The 14,320-nt window shown below is 77.7% G+C and carries 10 protein-coding genes; 4 read left to right on the top strand and 6 right to left on the bottom strand.

Going from position 1 to position 14,320, the window contains the following annotated elements:
* Positions 1 to 12: 12 nt before the first annotated feature.
* From AC07VC_RS05685 to nirB, 3 genes are read right to left on the bottom strand one after another with little or no spacing between them, the layout of a single operon-like run.
* Positions 13 to 1,164, bottom strand: a complete 1,152-nt coding sequence (locus AC07VC_RS05685) for a uroporphyrinogen-III synthase (RefSeq protein WP_317231176.1) — start codon at positions 1,162 to 1,164, stop codon at positions 13 to 15.
* Complete coding sequence (gene cobA, locus AC07VC_RS05680) at positions 1,161 to 2,210, bottom strand: uroporphyrinogen-III C-methyltransferase (RefSeq protein WP_494675545.1); 1,050 nt, start codon at positions 2,208 to 2,210, stop codon at positions 1,161 to 1,163. The genes AC07VC_RS05685 and cobA overlap by 4 nt, the downstream gene beginning before the upstream one ends.
* A gap of 3 nt (positions 2,211 to 2,213) precedes the next feature.
* Positions 2,214 to 4,931 carry a nitrite reductase large subunit NirB gene (nirB, locus tag AC07VC_RS05675; RefSeq protein ID WP_494724450.1) on the bottom strand — a complete coding sequence of 906 codons (2,718 nt, stop codon included), beginning with the start codon at positions 4,929 to 4,931 and terminating at the stop codon, positions 2,214 to 2,216.
* A gap of 258 nt (positions 4,932 to 5,189) precedes the next feature.
* Here nirB and nirD point away from each other — a divergent pair, with 258 nt between their 5' ends.
* The 4 genes from nirD (at position 5,190) to AC07VC_RS05655 (ending at position 11,789) form a co-directional block, all read left to right on the top strand.
* Positions 5,190 to 6,266, top strand: coding sequence for a nitrite reductase small subunit NirD (gene nirD / locus AC07VC_RS05670; protein WP_494675546.1), 1,077 nt, complete (start codon positions 5,190 to 5,192; stop codon positions 6,264 to 6,266).
* A gap of 90 nt (positions 6,267 to 6,356) precedes the next feature.
* The gene (locus AC07VC_RS05665) at positions 6,357 to 7,862 is read left to right on the top strand and encodes an MFS transporter (RefSeq protein ID WP_494675547.1); all 1,506 of its coding nucleotides are present in this window, start codon (positions 6,357 to 6,359) and stop codon (positions 7,860 to 7,862) included.
* 68 nt (positions 7,863 to 7,930) lie between these two features.
* Positions 7,931 to 10,078, top strand: a complete 2,148-nt coding sequence (locus AC07VC_RS05660; protein ID WP_494676557.1) for a molybdopterin oxidoreductase family protein — start codon at positions 7,931 to 7,933, stop codon at positions 10,076 to 10,078.
* Positions 10,071 to 11,789, top strand: a complete 1,719-nt coding sequence (locus AC07VC_RS05655; RefSeq protein ID WP_494675548.1) for an FAD-dependent oxidoreductase — start codon at positions 10,071 to 10,073, stop codon at positions 11,787 to 11,789. The genes AC07VC_RS05660 and AC07VC_RS05655 overlap by 8 nt, the downstream gene beginning before the upstream one ends.
* Positions 11,790 to 11,855: 66 nt before the next feature.
* On the opposite strand, the gene AC07VC_RS05650 is transcribed toward AC07VC_RS05655, so the two are convergent.
* Genes AC07VC_RS05650 through mobA form a run of 3 tightly spaced genes read right to left on the bottom strand, consistent with a single transcriptional unit; the run spans position 11,856 to position 14,243 of the window.
* The gene (locus tag AC07VC_RS05650) at positions 11,856 to 13,142 is read right to left on the bottom strand and encodes a molybdopterin molybdotransferase MoeA (protein ID WP_494675549.1); all 1,287 of its coding nucleotides are present in this window, start codon (positions 13,140 to 13,142) and stop codon (positions 11,856 to 11,858) included.
* On the bottom strand, positions 13,139 to 13,504 hold the full coding sequence (locus AC07VC_RS05645; protein WP_494675550.1) for a DUF6457 domain-containing protein: 366 nt from the start codon (positions 13,502 to 13,504) through the stop codon (positions 13,139 to 13,141). The genes AC07VC_RS05650 and AC07VC_RS05645 overlap by 4 nt, the downstream gene beginning before the upstream one ends.
* Positions 13,494 to 14,243, bottom strand: coding sequence for a molybdenum cofactor guanylyltransferase (gene mobA / locus AC07VC_RS05640; protein WP_494675551.1), 750 nt, complete (start codon positions 14,241 to 14,243; stop codon positions 13,494 to 13,496). The genes AC07VC_RS05645 and mobA overlap by 11 nt, the downstream gene beginning before the upstream one ends.
* Between the last annotated feature and the right edge of the window lie 77 nt (positions 14,244 to 14,320).

The following is a 14,320-nucleotide window of genomic DNA, read 5'->3' as shown; positions in this document are numbered from 1 at the left end:
CGTCCGCCCCGCTCAGACGGTCGAGAGCCGGTACCCGCGCTTGATGACGGTCTGGACGATGCCCGCGTCGGGCAGCGACCGCCGGAGCCGCGAGATCGCGACGTCCACCGCGTGGTCGTCGAGGACCTCCGGGGTGGCGCGCGCGAGCACCCGCCGCGGCACCGTGGCGCCCTCGGCCGCGACGAGCGCGCGGAACAGGGCGAGCGGCACCGGGCTCAGCGTGAGGCGCTCGCCGTCGATCACGACCAGCCGGCCGCGCAGCTGCACGGCGCCGTGGCCGGTCTCCACGCGCGCGACGCCCGACTCCTCCAGGTGCGCGCACACCAGCCGGATCAGGGCGCCCATGCGGAACCGGTCGGGCGTGATGGGCAGGATCCCGGCCTCGACGAGCGGCGCCGCGGTCACCGGTCCGACGGCCGCCGCGACGACCAGCGTGCGCAGCGCCTCCTGGAGGTCCTCGAGCCGTCCCGCCGCGTCGGCCGTGGTGAACAGCGCCTCCACCGCGGGCGCGCTCGTGAAGGTGACCGCGTCGATCCCGCCCGTGCAGACCGCCTCGACCAGCCGCAGGACGCGCGCCGAGTCCTCGTGCACCGTCCAGCGGTACGGGGCGACGGTGAGGACGTGGGCGCCCGCGGCCTCCAGGCGCGCGAGCTGCACCGGGTCGGTGAAGCCGTGCAGCTGCACCGCGACCGTCTGCCCGGCCACGTCGCCGCGCAGCACGAGGTCGACGAGCGACGTCGTCGTCTCGCGCTCGCTCATGCCGTGGTCGTCGAGGGACGCGGCTCGGATGGCGCCCCGCGCCTTGGGCCCGCGCACGAGGATCCGCGCTCGGCCGAGGACCTCGGTCAGCTCGTCGCCGACGCCCGCCGCGTCGGCGGCCTCGAACCAGCGGCGGATCCCGTACGAGGTCGTGGCGAGGAGGACGTCGGGCCGGTCGCGGATGATCGCGCGCGTCTCGGCCTCGAGCGCGGAGTCGTCGCTGACGCCCGTCATGCGGATGGTGGGGGCGTGCACCACGTCGGCGCCGCGGCGCTCGAACGCGGCGATGAGGTCCTCGGAGCGGCGGTCGGACGTCACGGCGATGCGGAAGCCCTCGAGCTGGTCGGGGCGGAAGCCGGGCTCGGCGTCGGATCCGGTCACGGCGGCCACCCCCTCGGCGGTCACGGCGTCGCCCGTGCCCGCCGGTCATCCTCCCACGGCGCATGGCCGGCGGCGGCGGCCTCCTCCGCCCAGCCGGGGACGCGGACGACCTCGCCGACCACGATGACGGCGGGGGAGCGCGGCGCGACCGTCCCGAGGAGGCCCGCGACGCCCGAGACCGTGGTGACGGTGGTCCGCTGGTCGATGGCGTAGCCGCGCTCGACGATCGCGAGCGGCATGTCCGCGCGCATCCCGTGGCGCTGCAGGCCCGCCACGAGGTGGGGGAGCGTGTTGACGCCCATCAGCACGACGAGCGTCCCGCCGAGACCGACGAGGTGGGAGAGCTCGTCCTCGCCGAACGGCACGTGGCCGGAGACGACCGTGAAGGCCCGGCTCACCTCGCGGTGGGTCACCGGGATGCCGGCCGCGGCGGGAACGGACACCGCGCTCGTGACGCCGGGCACGACGGTCACGGGCACGCCGGCCGCGCGGCAGGCGATGACCTCCTCGCCGCCGCGCCCGAAGACGAACGGGTCGCCGCCCTTGAGGCGCACCACGCGCAGGCCCCGGGACGCGTGCTCGACGAGCAGCTCCTCGATGCGGCGCTGCGGCACCGCGTGGTGCCCGGGGGTCTTGCCCACGTCGACGAGGAGGGCGCCGGGGGCGAAGGCGGCCACGTCGTCGGTCGGGCCGAGGCGGTCGTGCAGCACCACGTCGGCCTCCGCGAGGGCCGCGCGGGCCGCGACCGTCATGAGGCCCGGATCCCCGGGGCCGCCGCCCACGAGCGTCACGTGCCCGCGGGGCGTGGGCGCGGTGCCCTCCCGCACCTGGAACCAGACGCGCGCGGCCCGGCAGGCCTCCGCGACGGCGGCGCGGCGGACCGCGTCGCCCTCCACCCACAGCACCAGGTAGGGCAGGTCGGCGCCGTCGAGCGCGGCACCCGCGGCGTGGTCGGGGACGCGCGCCACGTCGGCGCCGTCCGCGCGGAGGGCGGCGGTGAGGCGGCGCGTCGCGGCCGCGCCGCCCACCACGACGACGCGGCGGCCCTGGACATCGAGGTCGAACTGCATGGCTCAGGCCTTCCGGACGGGGATGGAGGGTCCGGACAGCATGACGGACCCGTCGCGCTCCTCCGGGAAGGCGGGCCGTCGCTGGCCGCGCTCCTCGACGCGCGCCATGGCGGGATCCGGTGTCGTCGGGGCGTTCACGAACGACCGGAAGCGCCGGAGCCGGTCGGGGTCGGCGAGCGTCGCCGCCCACTCGTCCTCGTAGCCGTCGATCTGCAGCGCCATCGCCCGCTCCAGCTCCTCCGCGATGCCGAGCGAGTCCTCCACGACCACCTGGTGCACGTGCTCGAGGCCGCCCTCCAGCTCCTCCTGCCAGCGCGCCGTGCGCTGCAGGCGCTCGGCCGTGCGCACGTAGTACATGAGGTAGCGGTCGATGTAGCGGATGAGCGTCGCGTCGTCGAGGTCCTTCGCGAGCAGCTGGGCGTGGACCGGGGTGAAGCCGCCGTTCCCGCCGACGTACAGGTTCCAGCCGGTCTCGGTCGCGATCACGCCGATGTCCTTCGCGCGCGCCTCGGCGCACTCGCGCGCGCATCCGGAGACGCCCATCTTGAACTTGTGCGGGGACCGGACGCCGCGGTACCGCAGCTCCAGGTGCACGGCCATGGCGACCGCGTCCTGCACGCCATAGCGGCACCACGTCGATCCGACGCAGGACTTCACGTTCCGCAGCGCCTTCCCGTACGCCTGGCCGGACTCGAAGCCGGCGTCGACGAGGATGCGCCAGATCTCGGGCAGCTGCTCGAGGCGGGCGCCGAACATGTCGATGCGCTGGCCGCCCGTGATCTTCGTGTACAGGTCGTACTCCTCGGCGACCTCCGCGATGACCTTCAGCTTCGCCGGCGTGATCTCCCCGCCGGGGATGCGCGGCACGACCGAGTAGCTGCCGTCCTTCTGCATGTTGGCGAGCGCGCGGTCGTTGGTGTCCTGGAGCGGCCCCTGGCCGGCGTCGAGGATGTAGCCCTTCGTCTGCGTGGCGAGCACGGATGCCACGACGGGCTTGCACACGTCGCAGCCGAGGCCCGCGCCCAGGCGCTCGAACACCTGGGCGGCGGAGGTGAGGCCGAGGATCCGGACGGTCTCGAACAGCTCGCTGCGACTGACCGCGAAGTGCTCGCAGAGGGCGCGCGACACCTCGACCCCGGCGGCCTCGAGCTCCGTGTCGAGGATCTTCTTCACGAGCGGCACGCACGACCCGCACTGGGTGCCCGCGCGGCTGCAGGCCTTCAGCTCCGCGAGGTCGGTGCAGCCGGGCGTGCCGTCCGCGCCGCGGACCGCGTGGCGGACGTCGCCCGCGCTCACGTCGTTGCAGGAGCAGACCTGCACGTCGTCGGGGAGGTCGGTGGCGGCCGGCGGCTCGGCGCCCGCAGCCGAGAGGTAGGCGCCCGGCTCCCCGCCGAGCTCGCGTCCGAGCAGGGGGCGGAGCGCGCTGTAGGGGGCGGCGTCGCCCACGAACACGCCGCCGAGGAGGGTGCGCGCGTCGTCGCTCATGACGATCTTCTGGTACATGCCGCGGGCGGGATCCGCGTAGACGACCTCGAGCGCACCCGGCGATCGGCCCATGGCGTCGCCGAACGACGCGACCTCGACGCCGGAGAGCTTGAGCTTCGTCGCGTCGTCGATGCCGGGGAACAGGGCCTCGCCGCCGGTGATGCGGTCGGCCACCGTCTCGGCCATGGCGTTGGCGGGCGCCACGAGGCCCACGCACACGCCGTCGACCGCGGCGACCTCCCCGATCGCCCAGACGTGCGGGGCGGAGGTGCGGCAGGCCGCGTCGATCGCGACGCCGCCGCGCGGGCCGAGCTCGATGCCGGCGGCGCGCGCCAGCTCGTCGCGCGGCGTGATCCCGATGGAGAAGACGACGACGTCGGCGTGGACGGTCCGGCCGTCGGTGAGCGTCATGCCGGTCACGCGGCCGGTGGGCGTGGTGAGGATCGCCGTCGGACGGACCCCCAGGTGCAGCTCGATGCCCTGGCCGTGGATGATGCGGCCGAGCGCCTGCCCGGCGCCCTCGTCCAGCTGCGACGACATGAGCCACCGCCCGGAGTGCACGACCGCGGAGCGCGCGCCGAGCGCGTGGACTCCGCCCGCCGCCTCGAGCCCGAGCAGCCCGCCGCCGACGGTCACCACGTTTGCCGGCCGCCCGTGGCGCTCGCGGAAGGCCGCGACCTCGGACACCAGGTCGGCCACGTCGGCGAGGGTCCGGTAGACGCGGCCGGCGGCGGCGCCCTCGATGGGCGGCACGGACGCGGCGCTGCCCGTCGCCAGCACGAGCTCGTCATACGCGAGGACCGCGCCGTCGTCGAGGAGCACCGTCCGGGCGGCGGGGTCGAGGCGCGTCGCGAGGCGCCCCGGTCGGCAGTCGAGGGACGCGTGGTCCCAGAACGCGGGCGCGCCGAGCGTCAGGTCGACCTCGCCGTGGAGCCGCTTCGACAGCTGCACCCGGTCGTAGGGGAGGTGGGGCTCGTCGCCGACCACGGTGATCCGGAGCCTCGGCGATCCCGCGTCGACGCGCGACGCGAGGGACTCGGCGAGCCGGTGCGCCGCGGGTCCGCCGCCCACGATCACGACGCGGCGGACGCCGTCGGGGCCCGTCGTGGGGGTCGACGGCCCGGGCGCGGGCGCGGTCCCCGTCGGCGTCGCGGACGCGGCGGCGGGCATCGCGGACGCGGCGACGGGCGTCGGGGCGGCGTGCGGATCGGACGGCGTGGCACCGGATGCGCTCATGTCGGACCTCCTGCTCGGGTGTCCTCCCACGCTAGGGACGCCCCGTTTCCGGAGCGTTGCCCCCGTGTCACGCCGTGTGACGGGCGCCTCACGCCGACCCCGACCGGGCGAGAGGTGTTCGTTACGCCGCCGTCACGGCGACGGTCGGAGCCCGAAACACCGCGTCCCTAGCGTTGCTGACACGAGCCGCCCCGATCCGGGACGGCCGTCGATCCGCTGGACGCCGATCCGCCCGAGCACCGACCGCGAGGAGACCGCATGACCATGACGGAGCTCACCGCCCCCGACGGCGCCGTGGCGTCGCCGGGCCCCTGGCTCGCCGTGTGCCGGCTCGACCAGCTGGAGCCGCTCTGGGGCGAGGCCGCGCTCGTCGGCGGCGACCAGGTCGCGCTCCTCCGCCTGCCGGACGGGAGCGTCCGGGCCGTCGGCCACGCGGATCCGGCGACGGGCGCCCACGTCATGGCGCGCGGGATCGTCGGCTCCCGCGGCGGCCGCACCACCCTCGCGTCGCCGCTGCACAAGGACGTGTTCGACCTCGACACGGGGGAGTGCCTCACCCGGCCCGCGCTGCGGCTCCCCGTGTGGCGCAGCCGCGTCCGCGACGGCGTGGTGGAGGTCGCCCGCGGCGCGGCGCTCGTCGCGGCGAGCCACGGCACGTCGGACCCCGCGGGCCGCCGCGCCGTGACCGCGCTCGTGCAGGCGGTGCGGGAGGCGCGCCCCGACCTCCGCGTCGTGGACGCCCACGTCGACGTGCAGCAGCCCGACGTCCCCGCCGCCATGGACGGCCTCGACGACCCGGCCCGCGCCGTCGTCGTCGTGCCGCTGCTCCTGAGCGCCGGCTACCACGTGCACGTCGACCTCGCGGAGGCGGCCGCCGACGCCGCGCCGCGCGAGGTGCGGGTGACGGGGGCGCTCGGCCCGGATCCGCGCCTCGCCGTCGTCCTCGCCCGGCGCCTCCGCGAGGCGGGCCTCCGGGACGGCGACCGCGTCGTGCTCGCGGCCGCCGGATCCAGCGACGCGGGCGCCGTCGCCGACTGCCACGCCGTGGGCGACCTGCTCGCCGCCGAGCTCGGCCGCGAGGTCGTCACGTCCTTCATCTCCGCCGCCCGGCCGCGCGTGCCCGCGGCCGTGCGCGCCGAACGGGAGGCCCACCCCGGCTCCCGCGTCGTCGTCGCCACCTACCTCCTCGCCCCCGGCTACTTCGCCACCCTCGCCGAGCGCGCGGGAGGGGACGCCACGAGCGCCCCCCTCCTCGTCGACGGCGAGGCGCCGCCGCCCGAGCTCGTCGACATCGTCGTCGAGCTGCACGAGCGGGCCACGGTGCCCGCGCGCTGATCCGCGCCGGCCGTCCCGTCGACCATCCGTCGACCGGCCCCGCCGCGCCCGCGGCCCACCCGCATCCACCCCGACCCCAGGAGACACGACATGACCGAACTCCTCCCGCCCGCGACCGACCCGAGGACCGCGACCGGCCTGCCCCCGGCACCGCCCGTCGCCCCGCCCGCCCCCGCCGGCGCGCCCGCGCCCGGCTCCCGCACCGTCGACGCGCACGGCGCCTCGGCACCCGGCCTCTCCTTCCGCGACGGCTCCGTCATCGACGGCTGGGATCCGGAGGACACGGCGCAGTGGGAGGGCGGCGGCGCGCGCATCGCCGCCCGCAACCTGCGCTGGTCGATCCTCGCCGAGTTCCTCGGCTTCGTCGTGTGGCAGCTGTGGTCGATCGTCGTGGTCCAGCTGCCCGCCGCGGGCTTCGACCTCTCCACCGGCGAGGTCTTCTGGCTCATCTCCATGCCGAGCCTCGTCGGCGCGACCCTCCGCTTCCCGTACACGTTCATGGTCCCGCGCTTCGGGGGCCGCAACTGGACGGTGATCTCGGCGCTCCTGCTGCTCATCCCCACCATCGCGCTCGCCGTGTGCGTGGGGAACCCGGAGACGCCGTTCGGCGTGCTGCTCGGGGTCGCCGCGCTCGCCGGGTTCGGCGGCGGCAACTTCGCGAGCTCCATGTCGAACATCACGTACTTCTACCCGCAGAGCCGGAAGGGCTGGGCGCTCGGGCTGAACGCCGCGGGCGGCAACCTCGGGGCGTCGGTGGCGCAGCTGGTCGTGCCGCTCGTCATCACGGTCGGCGCCGCGGCGACCCTCGACCTGCCGCTCGCGGGCTGGATCTGGGTGCCGCTCATCCTCGTCGCGGCCTTCGGCGCCTGGCGCCGCATGGACAACCTGTCCCACGCGAAGGCCGACCTGACGGCGTCGCTCGCGGCCCTCCGGGAGCCGCACCTGTGGATCCTCGCATTCCTCTACATCGGCACCTTCGGCTCCTTCATCGGCTTCGCGGGCGTCTTCCCCAAGCTCATCTCCGACGAGTTCCCGGAGCTCTCGACCTTCGCGGTGGGCTCGGCGACGCTGTCGCTCGCGTTCCTCGGCTCGCTGATGGGGTCGCTCGCCCGGCCGCTCGGCGGGCGCCTCGCCGACCGCCACGGCGGCGCCGCGGTCACCATGGGCGCCTTCGTCGCCATGGGGCTCGCCGTCGTGGCCGTCATCGCGACGCTGCCGCTCGGCAGCTTCCCGCTGTTCCTGGTGCTGTTCCTGGTGCTGTTCACGGCCAGCGGCATGGGCAACGGCGCCACCTACCGCATGATCCCCGCGGTGTTCGCGCTCCGCTCCGGCACCGCGCGGGCCGGCCGGTCCTCCGGCGACGTGGGCACGCAGCGGAAGACCGCGGCCGCGCTCGGGCTCATCTCGGGCCTCGGGGCGTACGGCGGGTTCATCATCCCGCAGGTGCTCAGCCTCTCGAAGACCGAGACCGGCGGGTACACGACCGGCCTCGGCGGCTTCGTCGTCGCGTACGCGGTGATGCTCGCGGTGACCGGGCTCGTCTACCTCCGCGCGGGCGGCATCCGCCGCGGGACCGCCGCCGGCACGCGCGTCTGATGCGGGTGGCCGCCGCGATCGACCCGGGCACGCGCGGGCACTGCCCGTACTGCGCGCTGCAGTGCGCGATGACGCTGGCGCCGGCCGGCGCCGTCGGGCATGCCGCGGACCCGGGTGGCCGGTCGCCGGGGGACGCGGCGACCGGGCCCGCCCCCGCCCGCCCGGCGCTCACGGTCTCCGGCCGCGACTTCCCGACCAACCGCGGCGGCCTCTGCCGGAAGGGCTGGACGAGCGCCGAGGTGCTGACGGCGGCGGGGCGGCTCACGCACCCGCTCGTGCGGGACGCGGCGGGCGACCTCGTCCGCGCGAGCTGGGACACGGCGCTCGACCTCGTCGCCGACCGGCTCCGCGACAGCCGGGCACGGTTCGGCGCCGACTCCGTGGGCGTCTTCGGCGGCGGCGGCCTCACGAACGAGAAGGCGTACCAGCTGGGCAAGTTCGCCCGGCTGGCGCTCGGCACGTCCCGCATCGACTACAACGGGCGCTTCTGCATGTCGTCGGCCGCCGCGGCCGGGAACCGCGCGTTCGGCGTGGACCGCGGGCTGCCGTTCCCCGTCGCCGACCTCGACGGCGCGTCGACCATCCTGCTGCTCGGCAGCAACGTGGCCGCCACCATGCCGCCGTCCATCGGGCACCTGGGCGGGGCGCGCGCCGCGGGCGGCCTCGTCGTGGTCGACCCGCGCCGCTCCGCCACCGCGCACCTGACGGACGACGGGCAGGGGATCCACCTGCAGCCGGCCCCCGGGACCGACCTCGTGCTGCTGCTCGGGCTCATCCACGTCGTGCTCGCCGAGGGCCTCGCCGACGACGCCTACGTCGCCGCCCGCACCACCGGCCTCGACGCCGTCCGCCGGAGCGCGAACGCGTGGTGGCCCGAGCGGGTGCAGGCCGTGACGGGCGTGCCGGTCGCGGACGTCCGCCGGGTCGCGCGACGGCTCGCGGACGGGCGCGGCACGTACATCCTCACGGGGCGCGGCGTCGAGCAGCACGTGGACGGCACCGACACGGCGACCGCGGCGATCGACCTGGCGCTGCTGCTGGGGCTCCCCGGCCGGCCGGGAACCGGCTACGGGACGCTCACCGGCCAGGGCAACGGGCAGGGCGGGCGCGAGCACGGCCAGAAGTGCGACCAGCTGCCCGGCTACCGGCGCATCGCCGACCCGGCCGCCCGCGCGCACGTGGCCGCCGTGTGGGGCGTCGACCCCGCCGTCATCCCCGGACCCGGGGTCCCCGCCGTGGAGCTGCTCGGCGAGCTCGGGGAGCCGGGCGGCATCCGCTGCCTCCTCGTGCACGGCTCGAACGTGGTCGTCTCCGCGCCCGACGTGACCGCGGTCCGCCGCTCCCTCGCACGGCTCGACCTGCTGGTGGTGTGCGACCTGGTGCTGTCCGAGACCGCGGCGCTCGCCGACGTCGTGCTGCCCGTCACGCAGTGGGCGGAGGAGGAGGGCACGACCACCTCGCTCGAGGGCCGCGTCATCCGCCGCCGCCGGGCCCTCGACCCGCCGCCCGAGGTCCGCAGCGAGCTCGAGGTGATGGCCGCCCTCGCCGCCCGGCTCGACGCGCCCTCCACCTGGCCCACCGACCCGGCCGTCGTCTTCGACGAGCTCGCGCGCGCCTCCGCGGGCGGGCTCGCCGACTACTCCGGCCTCAGCCACGCCCTGCTGGACGACGACGCCGTCGAGGGCTTCTGGCCGTACCCGGCCGGATCCACGGGGACGCCGCGCCTCTTCGCCGACCGGTTCGCGCACCCCGACGGCCGGGCGCGGCTCGTCGCCGTCACCCCGCGGGACGTGGCCGCGGAGGACCCGGCACCCGTCGGCGGCGCCCTCACGCTCATCACCGGCCGGCTGCTCGAGCACTACCAGTCGGGTGCGCAGACCCGGCGGGTCGCCGAGCTGCAGGACGCGCAGCCGGTGGCGCGGCTGCAGATCCACCCGTCCGCCGCGGTCCGGCTCGGGATCGCGCACGGGGCGCCGGTCGCGATCGGCAACGCGCGCGGCGAGGTGCGGGCGGTCGCGGAGGTGACGGCCGGCATCCGGCACGACACGGTGTTCCTGCCGTTCCACTACGCGGGGTCCGAGTGCGCGAACCTGCTGACCGCCGCCGCGGTGGATCCCGTCTCCGCAATGCCCGAGTTCAAGCGCACGCCCGTGACCGTCCGCGCGCTCGCGCCGTCCGCGGATCCCGCGCCGTCCGAGGGTGCCGCGCGTGGCTGACGGCTCCGGCGGCGCGCTCCGCGTGCTCGTGGTGGGTCACGGACCGGTCGCCGCGCGCCTCGTCGAGGAGCTCCTCCCGGTCGTCCGCGCGGGATCCGTGGCGGTGGTCGTGGTGGGCGCCGAGGAGGAGGACCCCTACAACCGCGTCCTCGTGGCCGAGCACGCGGTCGGGCGGGCCGACCGGGCGCGCCTCGACGTGACCGACACGGCCGCGGCGGAGGAGGCCGGCGTCCGCGTGATCCGGGGCGACGCGGTGGTCGCGATCGACCGCGCGCGCCGGACGGCCGTCCTGCACTCGGGGGGCGAGGTCGCGTACGACCGGCTGGTGCTCGCCACGGGCGCCCGCGCGCACGTCCCGCCCATGGACGGGCTCGAGGCGTCCCGGCACGCCCGCGGCGACGCCCCCGGGCACCCGGACGCCCTCGACCACGGACGCCGGCCGCTGCCCACGGGGGTCGTCGCGCTGCGGGACCTGCGCGACGCGCGCACGGTGCGCGAGGCCGTCCGCGCCGGGCGCCGCGTCATCGTGCTCGGCGCGGGCGTCCTCGGCATGGAGCTCGCGCTCGCCGCCGCCGAGCGGGGCGCCGACGTCGTCGCCGTGCACCACGGGGACGTGCCGATGGCGCGCAACCTCGATCGGGGCGGCGGACGCACCCTGAGCCACGCGGCCGACGCGGCGGGCGTCGCCATGGCGGCGCACGCCCGCGCCGAGGGCGTCCTGCTGCACGACCGCGGCACCGGCGACGAGCGGTTCCAGGCGCTCCTCCTCGCCGACGGCGGCCGCATCGACGGCGATCTCCTCGTGCTGTCCTGCGGCGTCACGGCGCGCGACGAGCTGGCCTCCGCGGCGGGCCTCGCGGTCGGCCGCGGGGTGCTCGTGGACGGCGACCTCCGGAGCTGGACGGATCCGGACGTCTTCGCCGTCGGCGACTGCGCCCACGTCGCCGCGCCCGGATCCGCCCGGCCGGACGGCCAGGTGCCGGGCGGCCCGTCCGGCCTCATCGGCCCCGGCTGGCGCCAGGCGGACGCCCTCGCGGCGCTGCTCGCGGCGGAGGCGACGGCCCCGGGCGGACGCGCGGCGGCCCGCCCCCGCGGCACCGCGGCGGGGGACGACGGGCGCCCGCCCGTCGTGATGCTCAAGGCGGAGGGCGTCGACGTCGTCGCGGGCGGCGACGTGACCGCCGAGCCGTGGGACGACCCGCCGAGGCGTCGCCGCCGCCCCGGTCGCGCGCACGCCGCGGACTGCGCGGCCGACGCCGCGGGCGCGTCGGGGGACGCGGCCGATCCCGGCCCCGCGCCCCGCGAGGTGGCCGTGTGGACGGACCCCGCGCGCGGCGCGTACGTGAAGACGGTGACGCGCGACGGGGTCCTCGTCGGGTTCGTCGCGGTCGGGATGCCGCGCGCGGGCGCCGAGCTCACGCTCCTGTTCGAGCGCGGCGGCGAGCTGCCGGCCGACCGGTCGGTGCTCCTCCGCCTCGACGCCGCCGACGCCGGCGCGCTGCCCACGGGGGACCCGCTCGCGCCCGACGCGACCGTGTGCTGGTGCAACGGCGTGACCGCGGGCACCATCGCGCAGGCGGCCGCCGACGGCGCGACCACGGTCGAGGGGATCGGCGCGTGCACGCGCGCGGGGACCGGCTGCGGGACATGCCGGGGCCGCATCCAGGAGGTGCTCGCGTCCGCGGGCGGCCGGGCGGCCGCGCTGCTCTGAGGTCGTCGGCCGTCGGCCGGTCGGTGCGCCTGCCCGACCGCGCACCGGTCCCCGCGCGGGAGGGCGTCAGCCGGGCAGCGGGATCGCGCGCACGGCCTCCCCGACGCGCGCGCCGGTCGGCGGGACGACCGCCAGCGCGTCCGCCGCCGCGAGGCCGCGCAGCATGCCCGGGCCCTGCGCCCCGACGGGCACGAGCCGGCCGGCCGCGTCGAGGGCGCATGCGAGCAGGCGGGTCCCGGATCCGCCGCCCGGCAGCTCGGCTCCGGCCACGGCGAGGGCCGGCACCGGCAGCGGGCGTCCGGCGAGGCCGTCCGCGACGGCCGGCGCGAACGACAGGAGGCACGCGATCGCGGCGAGCGGGTTGCCGGGGAGGCACAGCACGGCGCGTCCGTCCGGCAGCTCCGCGAGCATCACGGGATGGCCGGGGCGCATCCGCACCGCGTCGACGACGAGACGCGCGCGGAGGGCGTCGAGCGCGCCGCGGACGTGGTCGGCGGGCCCGCGGGAGCTGCCGCCGGTGGTGATCACGAGCGGGGCGGACGCCCGCGCGATGGCGTCGCGCGTGGCGCGGGCGTCGTCGGGGACGCGCACGGTGGATCCGGCGCCGAGCCCGCACGCCGCGAGGAGCGCGGGCAGCGCGGGGCCGATGGCGTCGCGCACCCGGCCCGGCACCGGGACGCCCCGGTCGACGACCTCGTCGCCCAGGTGGATCACGTCGGCGCCCGCCGCCGCGAGGACCGGCACCAGGTCGTGCCCGGCCGCGGCCGCGAGCCCCAGCCGCACCGCGGTGAGCCGGGTGCCGGCGGCCAGCAGCACGTCGCCCCGGCGCGCCTCCTCGCCCGCCGGCCGGATCTCGGCCCGGACCCGGGCCCCGCCGCCGGGTGCGAGCGCGTTGACGCGGAGCACGCCGGAGGCGACGTCGCCGTGCTCGCTGCGGAGGATCCCGGCGGTCGCGGGCGGCACGGGGGCGCCCGTCGCGATGGGCCGCGCCTCGTCCGCCGCGAGGGCGACGACGGCGGGGGCGTGCCCGGCGAGGACGGGGTCGCCGACGCGCCACGGCCCGGGACCGGGCGATCCGACGGCCCAGCCGTCCATGGCGGAGGCGTCGGCCCCGGGGAGGTCGGCGCGGGCACGGAGGTCCGCGGCGAGCGTCCGCCCGAGGGCGTCGCCCAGCGGCACGAGCTCGGCGGACCCGGGCCGGCGCTCGCGCAGGCGCCCGCCGAGGAGGAGCGCGGCGCCGCGCGCGTCGTCCCAGCCGGCGTCCCGCAGCGTCGGGGGCGTGGCCGGCGCGACCGTCGGCGTGGGCCTCGCGACCGCCGACCTCGTCCCCGTCCGCGTCGACGTCGGGGTCACGCGCGGCCGCCCAGGTCCTGGTCGGGGGCCGCGGGCGCGGCGTCGGCGCGCAGCAGCCGGTCGCCGCCCGCCGCGCCGCCGTCGACGGCGACCGGACCGACCGGATCCCGCAGGTGGTCGATCTCGGCCGTGATCTCCGCCGCGAGCCGTCGCGCGTCGGCCGCCGTGCCGCCGGCCCGTCCCACCGCGAGCCCCAGCAGGAACGTGGTCAGGGGCGCGGCGGGCCGGGCGATGCCGTGGGCGGCGTCGCGCGCGAGGTCCAGCACGAGCGCCACCTCGACCTCCTGCGCGGGCAGCTCGAGGAGCGCGGCGACCCGGTCGACCCAGGCGTCGAGCACGGCGGGGGAGGTGTCAGCGGGCATCGGGGATCCTGTCGTCGGGGAGGCGGAGACGGTGGGCGCGCGCGTCGTCGGGGGTGTCCACGTCGGCGCAGAGCCGGGCGGGCAGGTCGGCATGGGCGACGCGGTCCGCGCCGAGGGCGTCGAGGACGCGACGGAGCGCGACGCCGTCGACGCCCGTCGCGCGGTCGATCGCCTCGAGCGCCGCCACGAGCGGAGCGGCCCGGTACAGGGCGAGGAGCGGCTGCGCGCGCCCGTCCGGATCGCGCGCGACGATGGCGTCCCGGCCGTCGGCGAGGCCGGCGTCCTGCCGCAGCGGGAGGAGGGCGCGCACCGCGTCGGGAGCATCCGCGAGGTCGGCGGCGAGCACGAGGACCCACTCCGGGAGCGCGTCCGGGTCGAGGGCGCCCACGCCCGCGGCGAGGGCGGCGGTCGGTCCGCCGTGCGCGGGGACCTCGTCCACCAGTCGCACGGATCCCGCCCGTCGCCATGCGCCGTCCGTGCGGCCGCCCGGCCGGTTGCCGGTCCCGACCACGACGACGCGGGCGCACCCGCCCGCCGCGCGCACCGCGTCGTCGAGCAGCGAGACGCCGCCGCGGGCGAGGGCCGTCTTGTCGATGCCGCCGAGCCGGCGGGCGCGTCCCCCGGCGAGGACCACGGCCGCCGCGTCGTCGGCGCGGACGGGATCGGCGGGGAGGCGAGCGGCGCGGAGGGGATCGGCGACGACGCGAGCGGCGTGCACGTCCGTCGATGCTGCGCTCACGGGTCCTCCGGTCGGATGCGGCCGGCGTGCCGGGGCGGTGGTGTGCCGCCGACGCTAGCGCGGGGTCGTTTCCGGCG

The sequence above is a fragment of the Clavibacter sp. GW821-FHT01D01 genome (assembly GCF_059422605.1).
The sequence above is the reverse complement of the archived record's forward strand: the minus strand, read 5'-3'. Positions and strand labels throughout refer to the sequence as shown.